Source organism: Aquirufa aurantiipilula, from assembly GCF_019923745.1.
GTDB classification, from domain to species: Bacteria; Bacteroidota; Bacteroidia; order Cytophagales; family Spirosomataceae; genus Aquirufa; species Aquirufa aurantiipilula.
In genome coordinates this window covers 1-17,866 of record NZ_JAANOG010000015.1, presented here as the reverse complement: position 1 = coordinate 17,866, position 17,866 = coordinate 1, and the positions used below count along the sequence as shown (strand labels likewise).

The window sequence follows — 17,866 nt, the reverse complement described above, 5'->3', positions numbered from 1 at the left end:
GCCCCGGCCATTGCTGGGGCTTTCTATTTGAAATAGAACCTTAATTTACCTCTTTTACTTCAATCAACCGCTCTTCTCCTTTCCAAGACTCAAAGGCGACTAACCAGGATTTTCCATTCCATTGTATGGCAGGATAAGAACAATCAGCAGAGGGATTAGAAAGTATTTGATGCCTTAATTTTCCTTGTTTATCCTTGATATACATACCAATTTGTTTAAAATAACGCTCACCTTCTTGTTTAATTTGAGCATAGACCAAAGCCACCTCTCCTTTTGAATTCGAGGCTAGTTGAGCTTGTCGGTATTTATCTCCTTTCAAATGCAAAATCAAATCTTTTTTATTTTGGTAAGCCCACTTAATTCCGGAACCGCTACTGGCACCTGTATACCATGTAGCTTCTAAACCATGTGGTCCTCTTACTAAACTAGGTCCTGCATGTGGACAGGCATTAACTTGCCAATGATCCGCCATCCAAGTAACAGGTTGTGAAAATGTCTTTCCAAAGTCGCTGGAATGGATGTAGGCCATATCCCTTTCTCCTTGATCATTCAAATCCCGATAGATCAAATCAATATCGCCGTCTTTATCTGCTAATGCATCAATTCGACAACATTCACAGGTTTGTTTATCCAAAACCTTCATTTCTCCAAATCCCATTCCGTCGGAAGTCTCAGCAAACACCAATGTCCTGCCTTTGGGTCCAAACTTCACATCCAGCCATAGTGCACCAACTTGTCCATTAGCCAAAGGAAATGTCTTGCCAAAAGAATGACTCAATCCAGCGGTCGTATCTCGATGAATGGTCTGTGCTTTAGACCAATTCCCTTGTATTTCCATAGCATAAAATAAGTCCCCACTAAATCGGGACTTTTCACTTGGTTTATTTACTTCAAATAATAAAATACAAGTTCCATCTGCCTTATATGACAATTTGGGCATTCCTTCTGCATGCGTTGATGCATGTGGATGAATCGGTATAAACTCGTTAACGGACCAGGTTTGGCTAGACTTTTCCCAAACTTTTCGAAAAAACAGCGTCGAATCCCCTTGTTTCTCTACCCAAGAGAGCACAATACTTCCATCTGACTTAGTCGAAAAAGAAGGGTCCATGGCTTGTCGATTCGGACTAGAGATTTGTTGCCCTGCACACAAGTAGGTTAACAAAATCATGGATATACATAAAGAAAATTTCATAATCATTTCAATTTAAATAATGAAGATATATCCACTTGTAATCCCATATTGATAGTTCTAGGTGCCGCAGGAGTATAAGTACTTTTATCCTGGGCATTATTTCCTCTACTAGCCGAGTTTGCGTATAATTCATTACTCAGATTCATCACATTCATAAAAACCTGATAAGCTTTCCATTGATAAGCTAGTCGTACATTCAATACAGAAACTCCTGGAAGCCCTGCAAAACCAGCATCGGAGTAAGCAACCGTATTCACTTGATTTTGATACCATGAACTAATTCTTTGCCATTCCAAAGCTACTCGAGCACCTTTAACCCAATTGGGTTTATAGCTGATTTCAACATTGGCAATGAAATGTGGGGCTTGAGGCATTTCTTTATTATTGACATTTTTTAAGGCATCACTTGCTTTTTGACTTAAAACAAAATCAACAAAAATATGGCGAGCATTGGTAGCACCCAATCGTAAATTCCACTGATTGTTTGGACGATAAGAAATGGCATATTCAATTCCTTCATGAAGCGTTTTCCCTGCACTTTGGTAATCGGTAGAATTATCGGGTTGACGAATACCTAACAATTCATTTTGGCCATTTAAACGATAAATCGAGTAGTCAAGAAATACTTTAGATTGAAATAATGAAGCCCATCCTCCCACTTCGTAATTATCAAAAACAGCTGGATCTATGCTCAAATAAAATTTTTCCCCAGTTGAAATTGCTTGCGCAGCAGGTCTTAATCTAAATACTGCCGACAAAGCTGGTGGCGAAAAACCTTTGGAATAATTGGCATAAAAGCCCACATGTTGATTGGCTTCATAAGTCATGCCAATTTTTGGTGAGAACTGGGTATATGACTTATTTCCAGTACTTTGATCCATATAGTTGCTATAATCAAATGACATATCGTCCAATCTGCCGCCCAAAGAAATACGTAATTGCTCTAGAGGATGAATATCCCATTGGGCATAAATGGCTTTATTCCAAATAATCGCCTGATAATTAGATAAATATGTAGTAGGCAATAACTGAGCGATTTCATAATGCTCAACGGATTTTTTATCTGGTCGAAGGGTTGCAGTTAAATTGATTTTATAAGCCCAATAGGTATTGGGAGATCTATCAAATAGAAAACCAAGAATGATTTTGGAATCAAGCCAAGTGAACTGTCTGCTGTGCTGACCCATGATACCTATACTAGTAAAACTATTCGAATTGATTTGGCCAGAAGCACTTGTGGATGGTGCGGTCCATGCAATGCTATAAGCAGGATTTTGTCCCAGCGAATTATCCCGATAAAATGCCGTTAAACTAGAAAATGAATTATTGGATCCTTTATGCTCTAACGTAATTCTTGAGCGAGTAGAAAAAGAACTTCTATAGGTAAAATCAGCGGGGCTTTTATAGCTTCTAGAATAATATCCTAAGCTATCAATATTTCCACCTGTTTGTGAAAAATAGTCGTTATACGCAAAGGAAGACCACAATTTGGTATGAGGAGAAATCTGGTAATCCAAGCGAATATTAATGGAAGACTTATCAAAATCAGAATTGGAAGCCCAAGCATTTTTTTGTCGGGCAACATAACCACCAGTCATCAAAGCCCATTTTTTACTGAATGGGCCACCTGCTGTGAATTGAGTTCTTGCATATCCCCATTCATCTGCTTGAAAACCAATGGATGCGGTAGGTATACCCGGGGCCATTTTACTGATTAGATTAATAGCACCACCAACAGCTTCAGGTCCATATAAAGAAGAGGCTGGGCCTTTGATTACTTCTATAGAATTTAGACCCTGTAAATTGGTTTCAATGAGGGCATTATGATTAAATACACCTAGCGGACGCAATGGAAGGCCATCTTCCATGTATAAAAAATAGGGGGAAGTCCCAAAAGGCTGACGAATACCCATGGCATGTTGTTCATTGTTGTAGTTCAACATGACCACTCCTGGTACTTTATTGATGATTTCTGTCAACTGTATGGCTTTGGTATCTTGCAATAAAGTCGAGCTAATTTTATGGATTGCTACGGGAGTTTCTGTTCGAACCGCGGCTTGTCGGGAGGCAGTAACAAGCACGGCCGTTAAATCCGTAGAAGCTTCTTCCAACTGAATGATGGAATTGAAATCTGTTCCTTTCAATTTTAAGGCTTGAAAGCCTAAGGAGGAAATTACATATTCCTCAGAGGACTGAAGAGAACGTAGAACAAACTCTCCTCGTTCACTACTTAATGCGATGATTTTATTGTCATGAGACAATGAGGCTCCAATAATGGGCTCTTGAGTATTGGCATTTAGAATTTTAAAAGTACGTTGTTGGGCATTACTTGCTAAAGCCAGCAAGCAAAAAAACGCTAAGAATAAAGCTTTCATTTTAAACTAATTTACATGAGAAAAATAAGCTTGAATAATTTATTCAAGCCTTAAAATCAAGAAATTAGCAATGGCGTGGAGGGTGAAAAGGCAGATGAAGAGAAGACTGAACAGACATGGAAGCCACAGGAAAATGATCCTCTGAAACATCAGATAACGAAACTTCGAATGTTAAGCGGGAAAACGCTTGACAAGCTAATTGAATTTCAGGCATTTTTTCCAAACGCTGGGAATTCGATTTTTGCTCTTTATCTTCTGCGGCTTTTAATTTTTTAGCCAGATAACATTGTCCATTACAATTCAATTTTGGCTTATCTCTATTTTCGCACAAATTTTTAGCGATATAATTCCTATTCACCTGAAAATATGCCACAGATGCCCATTGACTCATCAGAGGCAATTGAATGGCAAGCAGTAAAATAATGGCAATGATTCGATTCATGGTGATTCGCAAAATTATACTTTTACAGGTAGATATACATCGAAAATTCTAGATTAAATTTTGTTTCATTTTTTGACTCAACCATATTCCAAGTGTACCTAAAAACATTAAAATAGCCACGCCAAACAGAATTTCATTACTATAAGGAATCTGAACTAAATTCAGAAAACTCATCCCTTGTAACATTAAAATAAGTTCATTGAATAAAATGCCAGCTATAAATAATCCAACTGCAGCGACTAAGAAACGATTAAAATAAATATACTTTTTCCACAAGGCATAGCCCAATACATATAGGCTAATTACGCCTAAAAGAACCAAGTGCAAGTAAGCAATAACTACTGGCCTAAATCCAAAAGCATATTCACTTAGACTTGGGATAATGGACAATAATTGCAGACTAAATTTCAAGCTGGCAGCCAAAGCCGCTAAAATCCATAAAAAAAGGACCAAACCTGATACTTTTTGTAAAATTTTGTGCTGATTTTTCTTGACTTGAAAAAGCCAATAAAACCAGGTTATAAACTGAATGATGGCAGCAATAACCAATATTATGTACACGAAGAAGGGCAGTTTAGCCCACATGATGGACAATAAATAAGCGAAGGGTAAGCTTACTGAAAATAGCCAAAATACGCGTTGTGAATGGGCTATTTTCACCCCTATTTGATCTAAAAAGTAGGTAAAAAGACCTAAGCAAGAAAAGATAAAATAGCCATTGTATTGAAAATGTAAATAGTAATATACCGAGGCTAAGTATTTCTCTGGGTTATTGATTTTATTGGACATCAAGTAGGCCAAAAAAATGGTCCCCAAAGAGGATAGAACATTAAAAATAATGCTGGCTTTTATATAATAATCCCCTACGGTAGATGATGAAGAACGGCGCATAAACGACCAAACTCGAAAGCAAAATAAAAAATTGATGGCTGTACTAAGGGTGGAGAAAAAGATGGAAAAGGGTCCATATCCCTGGTAAACAAAGGCAAATAGCATGAAAAATGCTGCCAAGGTGTTCCATCCAAGTAAATTTTTATATACAAATGGTTCTTTTCCTTGATTTCTTTCTTGCAAACTAAATGCTAACAAAGTCATGATCATTTGACTTACCCAAGCGGAAAAAGCAAAATGGGAGTGCCCATGCAGTAGGTGTTTTTGATGAATAACCGGAAACGAGAAGGCAATTTTATAGCGCAGCATTACCCCTAACATGGCTACTACCACTAGATTAAATAAAGCTATTTGCACCCAAAAATTGACTCCCTTCCCTTTCATACCCTGTACTTATTCAAACAAAAAGACTTTTCGATTTTCAATTTTCAATTTGCCCTCCACATGTAAATTTCGAATTACACGTATGACTGTTTCTACTCTCAAACCCGTTAAATCAGCTATCTGTTGACGCGTCAAATGCACTAAATGATCATCTAGAGAAACATATTGCTGGGTATCTTTTAAATAATTTAAAACGGCAACTACCAATTTTTCAGGCTCATTGCTGGTCATTTCTTTTAATAAAAAGAACTTAAATCGCAGGTATTGAGCCAATCTTTTCGTCAATTCAAAATGAATTTCAGGATGATCTTTTAATAGGTCTTGAAAACTTGATTTAGGTAATCGGATAACGGTGGATTTTACTAAAGCGATGGAGGATGAAACATAGCTCCCTCCATCAAATAAGGGTATTTCTCCTAGGCTTTCTCCTGGATTAATTAAACGCTGCAAGTACTCCTTTCCATCGTCGGTAATATTGACCCATTTCAATTGACCTTCTACCAATTGGTAATAAAATATACATTCGGTTCCCTCCGAAAAAAGGGTTTCATTTTTTTCTAAAGTACGGTAAGTACCTCCCCAAGAAACCAACAATTTTTCGTCAATCATGATTGAAAATTTTAGCGAAACAAGCGCATTCTGATGAGTTCAAATATGAGCGAAATCATACCAATTTATGATTAAAATCACATTTAGCCAAATAGGCTGAAAATCAGCTCAATACGTTGATTTTCAGGATTTTAATATACCTTATATATATACGTATAGACTCAAACCACCACTTTATGACTGCACGCATAAAGTTCAAAAAATCTGGGCTCTAACATTGTCCCAACAAAAAAATCATACAATGAAAACAGTAACAATGATGCTTGCCCTGAGCCTTTGGCTGACCTCCTGTGGAAGTAATGATGGATCGAATGCTTCCGCGGATTCAAGTGCTCAAGCTGCCTCCTCTGAAAGCACTGGAGGAAATCCTGATTATGATCCAAAACGTGGAACTGGAAAATTCAACGATGTGGTCATCAGTCCAACCCTTGACAAAGCTTTAGCTGAAAAAGGAAAAGCAACTTCGGATGTCAAATGTGGTAGCTGCCACAAATTAACGGATGAAAAATTAGTTGGACCAGGATGGAAAGGCGTGACTAGTCGACATACTCCTGCATGGATTTTGAATTTCATGACCAATACGGATGAAATGATTAACAAAGACCCTGCTGCACAAGCCCAGCTTGAAATATGCTTAGTAAGAATGCCGAATCAAAACTTAAGTGATGATGAGGCTAAATCCCTTTATGAGTACATGCGTCAAAACGACGGCGTAAAATAAATTTCAACCAAATAATTAATCACATGAAGACTAATTTAACCAAAATCCTAGCTCTTTTGATGTTTGTTGGATTGACTATTCAATCTTGTAAACCTAAAAATGCAGGAAATGCTTCTTCCTCAGGTTCTGCGGAAAAAGCCTATGTTGCCCCAGGTAAATATGATGAATTTTACAATCTGGTATCAGGAGGTTTCTCTGGACAAATGAGTGTTTACGGCCTACCTAGTGGTCGTTTATTCCGAGTTATACCAGTATTTTCTGTGGACCCAGAAAAAGGTTATGGCTACAGTGAAGAGACAAAACCCATGTTAAACACCTCCCATGGATTTGTCCCTTGGGATGATCTTCACCACACAGAACTTTCTCAAACGAATGGTGAAGTGGATGGTCGTTGGATTTTTGGTAATGCCAATAATACTCCACGTGTGGCACGTATTGATTTAGCTAGCTTTAAAACTGCTGAAATCATTGAATTACCCAATAGTGCGGGTAATCACTCCTCTCCTTTCATTACAGAAAATACGGAATATGTGGTCGCAGGTACACGTTTCTCCGTACCGCCAGATAATGCCAATGGTGATATTCCCATTGATACTTACAAAGAAAACTTCAAAGGATATATCAGTTTCATTTCGGTGAAAAAAGAAAGTGGTGAAATGGATTTGGCCTTCCAAATTGAATGCCCAGGAGTAAACTTCGACTTAAGTCATGCGGGAAAAGGAAAATCCAATGGTTGGTTCTTCTTTAGTTGCTACAATACTGAACAAGCCAATACGCTTTTAGAAGTAAATGCTTCTCAGCGTGATAAAGACTTCATCATGGCAGTCAATTGGAAAAAAGCAGAGGAATACATCAAAGCAGGAAAAGCAAAACGTGTAGCAGCTAAATACGCACACAATAAATACAGCGAAAAAACGCATACTGCAACCTCTGAAATGAAAAAAGAGGTCTTGGTTTTGGATGCCAAAGCATTAAAAGATATCTGCTATTTCATTCCTTGCCCTAAATCTCCTCACGGATGTGACGTGGACCCTACGGGTGAATACATTGTTGGATCTGGCAAATTGGCTGCATTAATACCGGTATTTAGCTTTGACAAAATGATTAAGGCTATTGAAGGAAAACAGTTTGATGGAAGCTTTGAAGGTATACCAGTAATCAAATATGAAGCAGCTTTATACGGTGAAGTGAAAAAACCTGGTCTAGGTCCATTGCATACTGAATTTGATGGAAAAGGTAATGCCTATACTACCTTCTTCGTATCTAGTGAGGTAGTTAAATGGAACATCAAAGATTTGAAAGTACTTGATCGTGCTCCTACTTACTATTCTGTAGGTCACTTATGTATCCCTGGTGGAGACAGCAAAAAACCTAATGCCAAATACCTAATCGCTTATAATAAAATTACCAAAGATCGCTACTTGCCTACAGGTCCAGAGTTGACTCAAAGTGCGCAATTGTATGATATCAGCGGTGATAAGATGGAAATGATTCTCGACTTCCCTACCATTGGTGAACCGCACTATGCGCAAGCTATTTCGGCAGATTTAGTCAAAGATCGGTCCATTAAGTTTTACAAGATCAATGAGAATGAGAACAAGTACGTAACCAAAGGCGAAGGCCAGGCGAAAGTTGTTAGAGAAGGAAATGTGGTCCATGTATACATGACATCAATTCGTTCCCACTTTGCTCCAGACAACATTGAAGGCATCAAAATGGGTGATGTGGTGTATTTCCACGTGACAAACTTGGAGCAAGATTGGGATGTTCCTCATGGATTTGCTATCAAAGGAGCTACCAATGCTGAGTTACTCATCATGCCTGGTGAAACTCAAACCATGAAATGGGAACCAGATCGAGTAGGTATTTTCCCTATGTACTGTACGGACTTCTGTAGCGCATTACACCAAGAAATGTCTGGATACATCCGGGTATCTCCCAAAGGAAGTGGTGTACCATTAAGCTTTAGTTTAGGAAAGACTAAACCCATAGCTAAAAACTAATTCAATCAGGAGAGTATGGCTTTCCATACTCTCCTTTACTTCCATTAAAATTTGAACCATTATGAAAGTTTTATCCATAACTATATTGGCTGCTATGTTCATGTTCACGGCAGCTTGTTCTAGCTCGGAAGCAGATACTTCTTCTAGTACAACGGAAACCGCTGCCAATGCTGGCGGTCAAGAAAACGTAAAAGACGATGATTCACAACAAGATGTAGTCAAAGTAGCAGTAGGATCAAAAGATCATACCACTTTAGTGGCTGCCTTGAAACAAGCTGATTTGGTTACTTCCCTATCCAATGCTGGGCCATTTACCGTCTTTGCTCCAACCAACGCCGCTTTTGATAAAGTTGACAAAGCTACCTTAACCGCCTTGATGACGGATGAGAAAAAGGCGGATTTACAGAATATACTTCAATACCATGTAACCGTATCAGCACTAAAAGCAGATTACCTGCAAGATGGACAAGTATTGGGAATGGTCAATGGCGACAATGTTACCGTGAGCATTAAAAATGGTAAAATCATGTTAAATAATTCTGCTGCAATCATTGCTTCTGTACCTGCATCCAATGGCATCATACATGTTATTGATGGTGTTTTATTGCCTCCTAGTAAATAGTTTAAATTGCCTGACACATGAATACGCAACAAATGGGAAAACCAGCACGCTTACTGCTGTTCATCTCCTCTATTTTATTACCCTTTGTGGTTTATTTGCCCATCTGGAAAATTGAATTAGACGCACCTCAATATCCGGAAGGGTTGAGCCTTCAAATTCATGCCAATGATATTCGAGGAAACGTGGATATCATCAATGGCTTAAACCACTACATTGGAATGAAAACCATGCATAAAGAGGACTTTATAGAATTTACTGTATTGCCTTATATCATTGTAGGTTTTGCCATTTTGTTTTTCATTGGTGCTTGGGTCAATCGTAAAAAAATACTCTATTTTCTCTTTTCAGCCTTTGTTTTGTTTGGCATCGTAGCCATGGTGGACTTCTGGAAATGGGAATACGATTATGGACATGATTTAGACCCCAATGCTGCCATTCAAGTGCCAGGTATGGCATATCAACCACCACTAATTGGCTTTAAACAGCTATTAAATTTTGGAGCATATTCCATGCCTGACCTTGGTGGTTGGATATTTATCCTTATTGGTTTGATGTTACTGACTGGGGTCATTTTGGAATGGCGTATTTCCAAAAGCCCCAGATCAGTTTTATTCTTCTTACCTATATTATTCCTTTTTCAAGCTTGCAGCATAGAAGTAAAACCCATTCAAGTTGGTCGAGATAGTTGTCATTTTTGTAAAATGGGCATCAGTGATATCCGATTTGCTGCGGCTATATTAACCCAGCAAGGAAAGACCTTTCCTTTTGATGACTTAAAATGCTTGTTGGGTTATTTACACATCAACAAGGATACACAAGTCAAAGACATTTATGTCAGTAATTTTTCTGGAAATCATGAATTAATTCTGGCATCTCAAGCCGCGTTTATATCTAGTCCTTCATTAGGAAGTCCTATGGCTGGAAACTTGGCAGCTTTTGTAGATAAAAATGAATTAACCAAAAACAACCAAGCATTAGCTGGACAAGAAAAAACTTGGGAAAGTATTCGCCAATGATTAAGCTTAAAACTTACCTCTTCTTATTCTTTTTCAACGCTCTATTTCTACCTTCAGTCCAAGCAAGCACTTGGATAGTAGGAAAGAATGAACGGTTTAAAACATTAGCCAATGCCATCCAACATGCACAACCTGGAGATAGCATTCTGGTTAAGAAAGGGGTATATCATGAGCATAACCTCATCATCAACAAATCCTTACACCTCATTGGTCAAGGATTACCTATTTTGGATGGAGAAGGAAAATATGAAGTCCTGTCCATTAAAGCATCCCATGTAAGAATTCAAGGATTTCATATCCGAAATTCCGGTATATCCAGTTTAAAAGATTTAGCCGGCATCAAAATTTACGATTCACAGTATGTCCAAATTATCCAAAACCTCATCACCAATTCATTCTTTGGTGTGTATGTCCAATATGGAAAACATTGTACCATTAATAACAACCGAATCATTGCTTATGGGGTTGAGGAACAACAAAGTGGTAATGGAATTCACTGCTGGAATAGCAGTTATTTGCAAATCAAAAACAACTTAATTACTGGCCACCGAGATGGGATTTATTTTGAATTTGTCACTCAATCTCTCATCAAAAACAATCGTTCATTCCGAAATCTCCGTTACGGATTGCACTTTATGTTTTCTAATAATGATACCTATATCTCCAATGTATTCACCAACAATGGTGCCGGGGTAGCCGTCATGTTTTCCAATCATGTCAACATGTATTACAATACCTTTCACCAAAATTGGGGGGATGCATCCTATGGAATCCTGCTTAAAGAGATTTCTGATGGCATCATTCAGGGAAATCATTTTGAAAAAAATACGACGGGCATTTACCTAGAGGGGGTTAGTCGGGTTAACATGAGCAAAAACACATTTTCCAACAATGGCTGGGGACTTAAAATACAAGCTAGTTGTCAAGACATGACCATACATCAGAATAACTTCATGAACAACACATTTGATGTGAGTACCAATGGCACTTTAGTCCTAAACAGTTTTGATGGTAATTATTGGGATAAATACGATGGTTATGACTTAAACCGAGATCACATTGGAGATATACCTTTTAGACCCGTTAGTTTATTCTCCATCATTCTAGAAAAAAACCCAACCACATTGATCATGTTTCGCAGTTTCATTTCGGCCTTGATGGATAAGACGGAGAAATTAATTCCAAGCCTAACTCCTGAACAATTAAAAGATCAATTTCCACTCATTAAACCGATCAAATTATGATCATCACGGAACACATTAACAAGCGTTTTGGAAATCAACAGGTACTCAAAGATGTGCATATAATGTGCCGTCCTGGCGCCTGTATCGCCTTGATTGGCCCAAACGGAAGTGGAAAAACAACTTTGATTAAAAGCATTTTACAAATGGTGCTTCCTGATACAGGCAAAGTCATTTTTCAAGGAGAGGATATTACAGGACAATGGTCCTACCGTGCTAAAATCGGGTTTATGCCCCAAATGACACGCTATCCAGAAAACATGAGTATCGGCGAAGTCATGTCCATGATGATCGACATTCGAAAAGATCAAAAAAACCTAGACGAGGAATTGATTGATCAATACCACTTAAAAGAAATTTACCATAAAAGAATGGGGACATTATCTGGTGGAATGCGGCAAAAAGTAGGCGCTTGCTTGGCTTTTTTATTTCAACCTGACATCTTGATTTTGGATGAACCTACGGCAGGATTGGATCCACTTTCTTCTGAAATTTTGAAACAAAAAATCCTAAAAGAGAAAGCAAAAGGTAAATCCACCATCATTTCATCACACGTGTTGAGCGAACTGGATGAAATGATTACCGAAGTTATCTACATGCAGGATGGTCAGGTCTTATTTCAAAAAACTTTAGAAGATTTACAGCAAGAGACCCATGAAGTAAAATTATCCAAAATGATTGCCAAGATCATTGCATAGAAGCCCATGAACAAGATATATAAACATGTAATAGCTGACATCATCCGAAATCGGATAGTTCTATTTTACACCTTCATTTTATTGCTAGCCTCATTGAGCGTATTTAGTTTAGAGGATACTTCTTCCAAAGGACTGTTGAGTATGTTGAACATCATCCTCATGATAGTCCCTTTGGTCTGTTTGATTTTCTCTACAATTTACATGTACAATAGCAGTGAATTTATTGAATTGCTACTCAGTCAACCCTTAAGAAGAAATACCATTTGGTGGAGTCTTTTTATTGGCTTAATCACAGCCCTAGGATTGGCATTTTTTGTTGGCGCGGGTATTGTCATCCTCATTTTTGAACCCAGTTTTCTTGGCTTGATGCTGGTGATTTGTGGAATACTTTTGACATTCATTTTCACGGCCATTGCCTTATTGGCCGCAGTTTTAACCAAGGACAAAGCCAAGGGAATTGGCCTTTCCATTATTCTTTGGCTGTTTTATGCCATTATTTTTGATGGTATTGTTTTATTCATGCTATTCCAATGGGCCGATTACCCCATTGAAAAATTCATGATTTTGATTAGCATGCTGAATCCCATTGACTTGGCACGCATTCTAATTCTCATGCAAATGGATGTCTCAGCATTGATGGGATATACGGGGGCTATTTTCAAGGATTTCTTTGGTACATCTGTTGGAATTGCCCTATCATTTGGCACTTTAATTTTATGGGTAATCATTCCCTTTATCTGTTCATTACGCTATTTTAAAAAGAAAGACCTATAATGTTATACCATACTTTACTCTTGTTGCATTTGATAGGCGCCTGTATTTGGTTAGGCGGACATCTCATTTTGAGTTTGCAAATAGTGCCTAAAGCACTAGTAAAAAAAGATGTCCAGCTTATTCAACAATTCGAAAAAATATTTGAGCCCATAGGGATACCTAGTTTAGTCATACAAATTATTACTGGGGTTTGGATGGCTATATTCCAATATGGTATTCAATTTAATTGGGATAATGCCATTCAAAGAAACATCATCATCAAATTAAGTTTATTAGTCCTTAGCCTTTTATTGGCACTTCATGCCCGCATTTTCATCATACCTAAACTAAGTTTAGTCAATCTCCCCATGATGGTTTTACACATCCGATTCATCACCCTAGTTGCCCTCCTTATGGTGTTTTTCGGCTTACAATTTAGGTTTGGAGGACTTTAATAAATAAGCATATGAAAAAGATCATTTATTTCTTGATGTCATGGACTTTTATTGGTCTTGGATTAGCCTTTGTGCCAAATTCCAAACCCCAATACCTCCATATCGACAAAACACAAAAGGTTTACACAGTAGCAGCAAGCTGTGGTTCTTGCCAATTCGACATGCCAGGTGAAGAATGTCTTCTGGCCATCAAATTAGACAATAAAAAATACTATGTAGAAGGCCCCAATATCAATGATTATGGTGGTAGTCACTCTAAAAACGGATTTTGTAAGGTTGTTAGAAAAGCGCAAGTTCAAGGCAAAATTGTAGATAACAAATTTGTGGCTACCTATTTCAAATTACTGCCTCTCTAACAACCTCTACAATACGTTGAAACTTCTATTTCAAGGTGTAATGCATTCCTACACCCATTCGAATAATTCCAAGCATTTGATCTGGTTCATCATTCAATCGAGTGATGGCCACATCTCCTGATAAACTTAAATGGTCGGAGATCTTAGTTTCAACCCCTTGCCCTAAGGCATAGCCGAAACATTTATTTAATTTATTATTTTCCTTCAATAGTGGGTTGGGCATATTGTTTTGATAAGTCGACATACCTACACCCAGAAAAACATAAGGGGTAAACGGAAATTCGCTTTGTGGGAAATTATGGATATACCTTCCTCCATAAAAATTAAATTCCTTGACTGGATCTGTAGAAATAGGTTGAATAAATGCTTCAAAATGGTTTAAGGTGGTAAACTCATGTCGCCAAGTAATTCCCAAACTAGAATAAGAATAGCGGATACCAAAACTGTTTTTGGGTGCTTCGCTGTTAATCCCACGGGGATCAGATGAAGCTAATGTGGTGGTTGGATTACTGGGTACTAGGGCACAAGCCAACATAGTCGCCTTAGCTAAGGCGGTCATTCCTAGATTTTTCATAGGTTTAAAATTTATAGGTTAACAGAGAGCCTATCGGAGAGTAGATCAATACCTAGCCGAAGAGCGGATTTCCTAGGAAATAACTTTCCTAGGTTTACCTGTAAAAATAGAATGGAAAATTTTAAAATTCTATGATTGGGGAAGCAACAAAAACTTTGATTGTTAAGCACATAAGCAACATCAACGCGAAAAAATACAATTTTTATCAAAAAATTGCCATTTGATACTTACTAGTTTTAAAATTTATAAAAATTAATGAACGAAACTATATTGGCATTAATTTAAACTTTACTTTACAAGCCAAGTAAAAACAGTCCATTTAATCAACCAAATAGCCTCAAATGCACATTATTGATATAGCGCTAAAATACAGCTTAAAACAAATATGGCTTATTTAATCACCCAAATGGCCATATTGGAATTTAAAACGCTTTAGTAAGAAAGCCAAAATAGTTCAATTTTTTAGGGCTTTAACTATTTTCATGACTTTCGTCATGTTTTTGAAAAATGTCCCACAAATGCTTAAAAATGAGACTATTTAGAATATTCCCCCAAAAGAATAGTTGACTCCAAAATTCAAGGAAATACCATCTAAATTAGGACCCTTTACATTGGTATTAAATAAAGTCATACGAGCTGCTTCTCCATTTAATGAAATCCTATCCGTTACCTTTAGCTCCATGCCAATCCCAGCACTGTAGCCCATAAGATTGAACAAATCAGTAGGGTCTTTCATTTTGCAGCCTATATGTTTGATTTCACTGTAGGCATAACCAAAACCCGCAAAAATATAAGGGTTAATTGGAAAGTCTTTTTCTTGAAGAAATGTGTGAAGATAACGAACGCCTAATACCGTAGTTCGTTTATTCGGATCATTTTCTATAGGTCCAGCAAAGGCTTCTACTTGGTCCGACTGATCAATTTTCATGCGAAAGGTGATTCCTTGGCATAAGGTGGTGTACTTGTAACCAATGGCATGTTTGTACAACTGATTCGTTTCTTGGGCAAAACCGACGTATGAAAAACTAATGGCGAATAGCCATGCGATGATTTTACTAGTGGTTTGTATCTTACTTTTTTTCGTGGTTGGTAAACTTAATGTAATCATGGTGTGGTCATAGATTAGGACCGCTTAGGTCCTCAGTGAACGTTTTTTTTCATTTTATCAGATTTAAATTATTAATAATAGAAACAACAGTTTGGTACTCTAAAACTCTAATATGGCTTATTATGGGCCAGTTACTATCTCTTTTTTATTTTAATGACATACTCGTAAATATTTATCCCTTCTTCCTCAACAAAAGCTCGGTTAAAACTCTGTACAGAACTGTAGCCCGATTGCTGAGCGACTAATTCTAAATCCATCTCCTGATTGGAGCTCAATAGGTTTTTGGCATATTCTATTCTGAGCTGACTTCGTAATGAGGTAAACTTCGACTTAATGATGTAGTTAAAACAATAGTAGATATGATGCTTGGGCAATTCCAATTTTGATGCTAAAATATCCACATTAAACTCAGGATCTAAATACCATTTCTCCTCATGAATACTATCCAAAATCCGTAAAGCGTCTTCTTTTAGTGGATCATCGGATTTATTGACGTATTTATAAATTTCAGCTGCATTTAAAAAATGGTCAAAAGATTTGCGCTTCTTTTTAACAATGGGAATACCATATAATACTTGAGGAAAAATCACAATGAGTAAAGGGATCATCAAAAAGCATATCAACACAATCAAGGTCAGCGGTGAATGCATGACTGTTTGCTTGGGAATATGAGGCGTATTCATAAATACAATGGCCCCTGCCAAATAACTTAAGGCTGCAAAACTAACCACTGTTAGTAGCAACATTAACCATTTCTTCATTAATATTCGATGGCTATCTGGAAGTGCATTCCGGTAGAGTTCATTGCTGTGCTCGCGATACATTTTAATGATCAGGATGACATAAACCAACATGAATATTGGTCGACCAATCATATTGAAATTACTTGGATAGATCCATCCTAAATTCAGTGTTTTCAGGTAATTAGGATCTGCCAGAATTTGATTTGCTAGATCTAAGGCCTCATTCCATGGTCGCAAATAACTAGGAAAAACGTTAATTAAAGCAATGAAGAAAGGCAAATAATGCAGGTAATCGATTGGATAAATTTTTGAACTATCCAATAAAGTACTGCGAAAATAGAAATACAAAAATGGCCCAACTAAATAATAAGTAGGAATACTGTAAACCCCCATAAATATCAACATGGTGGGCGATTCACTGGCAAAAATACTGTAATGAAGTAAACCGAAGAGCGCAATGACAACCAATACCCCAGACAAGTAAATTGTGTTGCGATTGACTCTAAAGTTAAAGACAGCCAAAACCAGTGAAACCACTAGTTTGAATAAGACCAAGAAGATCAACATGCCATCCATATACAGACTCAATTTTTTTACTTTATATTTTTACTCACATCAAGATTGTGCTACTTATGGCAAGAAGCTATATCATGACGAAAATTCATCAATTTTATTTCAAAAAAATTTTGCTAGAACATCAGGAGACCTTGGTAATTTACTCGATAAAATATATTCCACAAATCAGGAACAACATTTTTCAAACTAATAGAGAACACGGAGTATAATACCCCATTTCGAATTACCAATTCAATCGTGTTCAAAATTAGCTGACAATTCTTGATTAGACTAATTTTAAACAATGATTTTTGTCATTAAAAATGCAAATTAGATTAATTTTTACAAAGGATTCTTTGGGTTTTATCATTGTTTACCCATGTTTGTTTGCGCAATAGGTCAAGAATACAGAATATAATTTTGCATTTTAAATTCTGAGAGCAATTTATTCTATACTGAGTTATTCACTTTTAGCCAACAAGATTTACAGCAAGTCCTCCACTTGCTTTTTGATATTCGCAGCAATTTTGGCGGTTGGAAGATCATTGGCATCTACACCAAAAGGGTCCTCGATTTCCTCGGCTATGAGCTCTAAACTAGCCAGTACATAATATGTAAATACTACTACAGGAATGGCTAAATAGCCTAGTTTATGTAATTAGAAAACAGCATTTTGACTCATGCTTGACTTGTTAATTCAGGTAATCAATGTGTAACACATGATAGAGGTATCAATTTCCAAAGAGTCACTATTAGCGAAAATAGATTCCAATAAAAATCATCTGAGGCAATAGCTAAGGAAAGGTAGCTGATTGATGAAATAGAAAGAAGAAAACAATTCTGTTCTATTTGTTGTAACTGGCTTGAAAAAATAATGAAATTAAATGATCTAGAATTACAGATTTTAACAATTTCAAATCAACTCACTTAAGAAATTGGACATAAAAAAAGCCCATATAAAATATGAGCTTTAAAGTGGTCGCGTAGGGCTCGTTTTAGCTGATATTTTGCGACAAATTACCTTTTGAAAGGATTACTTTGCTCATCTAATGAGCAGAAATTAACTTTTAAAACTTACATAAATTTACCAAATGTAATCTGTCGGAATAATTATGGTAACTATTA

17 protein-coding genes and 1 pseudogene are annotated in these 17,866 nt (G+C 37.0%); 9 read left to right on the top strand and 9 right to left on the bottom strand.

All coding sequences use genetic code 11. The features are described 5' to 3' along the window. Positions 1–40: 40 nt before the first annotated feature. The 5 genes from G9H60_RS12560 to G9H60_RS12540 all read right to left on the bottom strand — a co-directional run bounded on the left by G9H60_RS12560 (position 41) and on the right by G9H60_RS12540 (position 5,896). Positions 41–1,195 (bottom strand): hypothetical protein, encoded by a 1,155-nt coding sequence (locus tag G9H60_RS12560; protein WP_223144404.1) that lies wholly within the window; start codon positions 1,193–1,195, stop codon positions 41–43. A 2-nt stretch (positions 1,196–1,197) separates the two neighbouring features. Continuing rightward, entirely contained in the window at positions 1,198–3,570 is a 2,373-nt protein-coding gene (locus tag G9H60_RS12555; protein WP_223144403.1) for a TonB-dependent receptor, read from the bottom strand. Between the two features lie 64 nt (positions 3,571–3,634). Beyond that, positions 3,635–4,012 carry a hypothetical protein gene (locus G9H60_RS12550; protein WP_223144402.1) on the bottom strand — a complete coding sequence of 126 codons (378 nt, stop codon included), beginning with the start codon at positions 4,010–4,012 and terminating at the stop codon, positions 3,635–3,637. Positions 4,013–4,060: 48 nt separating this feature from the next. Next, positions 4,061–5,287 carry a hypothetical protein gene (locus tag G9H60_RS12545; RefSeq protein ID WP_223144401.1) on the bottom strand — a complete coding sequence of 409 codons (1,227 nt, stop codon included), beginning with the start codon at positions 5,285–5,287 and terminating at the stop codon, positions 4,061–4,063. Between the two features lie 9 nt (positions 5,288–5,296). Next, positions 5,297–5,896 (bottom strand): Crp/Fnr family transcriptional regulator, encoded by a 600-nt coding sequence (locus G9H60_RS12540; RefSeq protein WP_223144400.1) that lies wholly within the window; start codon positions 5,894–5,896, stop codon positions 5,297–5,299. A 241-nt stretch (positions 5,897–6,137) separates the two neighbouring features. Here G9H60_RS12540 and G9H60_RS12535 point away from each other — a divergent pair, with 241 nt between their 5' ends. From G9H60_RS12535 to G9H60_RS12495, 9 genes are all read left to right on the top strand, one after another. Further along, positions 6,138–6,617 carry a c-type cytochrome gene (locus tag G9H60_RS12535; RefSeq protein ID WP_130923511.1) on the top strand — a complete coding sequence of 160 codons (480 nt, stop codon included), beginning with the start codon at positions 6,138–6,140 and terminating at the stop codon, positions 6,615–6,617. A 23-nt stretch (positions 6,618–6,640) separates the two neighbouring features. Beyond that, entirely contained in the window at positions 6,641–8,620 is a 1,980-nt protein-coding gene (nosZ, locus tag G9H60_RS12530) for a Sec-dependent nitrous-oxide reductase (RefSeq protein ID WP_223144399.1), read from the top strand. A 61-nt stretch (positions 8,621–8,681) separates the two neighbouring features. Continuing rightward, on the top strand, positions 8,682–9,242 hold the full coding sequence (locus G9H60_RS12525) for a fasciclin domain-containing protein (protein WP_223144398.1): 561 nt from the start codon (positions 8,682–8,684) through the stop codon (positions 9,240–9,242). A 17-nt stretch (positions 9,243–9,259) separates the two neighbouring features. Then, complete coding sequence (locus G9H60_RS12520; RefSeq protein ID WP_223144397.1) at positions 9,260–10,258, top strand: nitrous oxide reductase accessory protein NosL; 999 nt, start codon at positions 9,260–9,262, stop codon at positions 10,256–10,258. After that, positions 10,255–11,502, top strand: coding sequence for a nitrous oxide reductase family maturation protein NosD (locus tag G9H60_RS12515; RefSeq protein ID WP_223144396.1), 1,248 nt, complete (start codon positions 10,255–10,257; stop codon positions 11,500–11,502). Before G9H60_RS12520 ends, G9H60_RS12515 begins: the two co-directional genes overlap by 4 nt. Next, positions 11,499–12,197, top strand: coding sequence for an ABC transporter ATP-binding protein (locus tag G9H60_RS12510; protein WP_223144395.1), 699 nt, complete (start codon positions 11,499–11,501; stop codon positions 12,195–12,197). Before G9H60_RS12515 ends, G9H60_RS12510 begins: the two co-directional genes overlap by 4 nt. Positions 12,198–12,203: 6 nt before the next feature. Next, positions 12,204–12,971 carry an ABC transporter permease subunit gene (locus tag G9H60_RS12505; RefSeq protein ID WP_223144394.1) on the top strand — a complete coding sequence of 256 codons (768 nt, stop codon included), beginning with the start codon at positions 12,204–12,206 and terminating at the stop codon, positions 12,969–12,971. Continuing rightward, positions 12,971–13,405 (top strand): CopD family protein, encoded by a 435-nt coding sequence (locus G9H60_RS12500; RefSeq protein ID WP_223144393.1) that lies wholly within the window; start codon positions 12,971–12,973, stop codon positions 13,403–13,405. Before G9H60_RS12505 ends, G9H60_RS12500 begins: the two co-directional genes overlap by 1 nt. A gap of 11 nt (positions 13,406–13,416) precedes the next feature. After that, entirely contained in the window at positions 13,417–13,761 is a 345-nt protein-coding gene (locus tag G9H60_RS12495; protein ID WP_223144392.1) for a DUF6370 family protein, read from the top strand. Between the two features lie 25 nt (positions 13,762–13,786). Here G9H60_RS12495 and G9H60_RS12490 read toward each other — a convergent pair whose 3' ends face one another. The 4 genes and pseudogenes from G9H60_RS12490 to G9H60_RS12475 form a co-directional block, all read right to left on the bottom strand. After that, positions 13,787–14,335 (bottom strand): porin family protein, encoded by a 549-nt coding sequence (locus G9H60_RS12490; protein WP_223144391.1) that lies wholly within the window; start codon positions 14,333–14,335, stop codon positions 13,787–13,789. Positions 14,336–14,873: 538 nt separating this feature from the next. Continuing rightward, entirely contained in the window at positions 14,874–15,443 is a 570-nt protein-coding gene (locus G9H60_RS12485; protein WP_223144390.1) for an outer membrane protein, read from the bottom strand. Positions 15,444–15,577: 134 nt separating this feature from the next. Then, positions 15,578–16,762, bottom strand: a complete 1,185-nt coding sequence (locus tag G9H60_RS12480; RefSeq protein WP_223144389.1) for an AraC family transcriptional regulator — start codon at positions 16,760–16,762, stop codon at positions 15,578–15,580. Positions 16,763–17,225: 463 nt separating this feature from the next. Beyond that, positions 17,226–17,384 (bottom strand): annotated as a pseudogene (locus G9H60_RS12475) (hypothetical protein); the annotation flags it as partial. Between the last annotated feature and the right edge of the window lie 482 nt (positions 17,385–17,866).

Bases quoted from the DNA above. Each gene is read 5' to 3' on its own strand.
- G9H60_RS12560 (WP_223144404.1), bottom strand. From the start codon at position 1,195: ATGAAATTTTCTTTATGTATATCCATGATTTTGTTAACCTACTTGTGT.
- G9H60_RS12555 (WP_223144403.1), bottom strand. From the start codon at position 3,570: ATGAAAGCTTTATTCTTAGCGTTTTTTTGCTTGCTGGCTTTAGCAAGT.
- G9H60_RS12550 (WP_223144402.1), bottom strand. From the start codon at position 4,012: ATGAATCGAATCATTGCCATTATTTTACTGCTTGCCATTCAATTGCCT.
- G9H60_RS12545 (WP_223144401.1), bottom strand. From the start codon at position 5,287: ATGAAAGGGAAGGGAGTCAATTTTTGGGTGCAAATAGCTTTATTTAAT.
- G9H60_RS12540 (WP_223144400.1), bottom strand. From the start codon at position 5,896: ATGATTGACGAAAAATTGTTGGTTTCTTGGGGAGGTACTTACCGTACT.
- G9H60_RS12535 (WP_130923511.1), top strand. From the start codon at position 6,138: ATGAAAACAGTAACAATGATGCTTGCCCTGAGCCTTTGGCTGACCTCC.
- nosZ (WP_223144399.1), top strand. From the start codon at position 6,641: ATGAAGACTAATTTAACCAAAATCCTAGCTCTTTTGATGTTTGTTGGA.
- G9H60_RS12525 (WP_223144398.1), top strand. From the start codon at position 8,682: ATGAAAGTTTTATCCATAACTATATTGGCTGCTATGTTCATGTTCACG.
- G9H60_RS12520 (WP_223144397.1), top strand. From the start codon at position 9,260: ATGAATACGCAACAAATGGGAAAACCAGCACGCTTACTGCTGTTCATC.
- G9H60_RS12515 (WP_223144396.1), top strand. From the start codon at position 10,255: ATGATTAAGCTTAAAACTTACCTCTTCTTATTCTTTTTCAACGCTCTA.
- G9H60_RS12510 (WP_223144395.1), top strand. From the start codon at position 11,499: ATGATCATCACGGAACACATTAACAAGCGTTTTGGAAATCAACAGGTA.
- G9H60_RS12505 (WP_223144394.1), top strand. From the start codon at position 12,204: ATGAACAAGATATATAAACATGTAATAGCTGACATCATCCGAAATCGG.
- G9H60_RS12500 (WP_223144393.1), top strand. From the start codon at position 12,971: ATGTTATACCATACTTTACTCTTGTTGCATTTGATAGGCGCCTGTATT.
- G9H60_RS12495 (WP_223144392.1), top strand. From the start codon at position 13,417: ATGAAAAAGATCATTTATTTCTTGATGTCATGGACTTTTATTGGTCTT.
- G9H60_RS12490 (WP_223144391.1), bottom strand. From the start codon at position 14,335: ATGAAAAATCTAGGAATGACCGCCTTAGCTAAGGCGACTATGTTGGCT.
- G9H60_RS12485 (WP_223144390.1), bottom strand. From the start codon at position 15,443: ATGATTACATTAAGTTTACCAACCACGAAAAAAAGTAAGATACAAACC.
- G9H60_RS12480 (WP_223144389.1), bottom strand. From the start codon at position 16,762: ATGGATGGCATGTTGATCTTCTTGGTCTTATTCAAACTAGTGGTTTCA.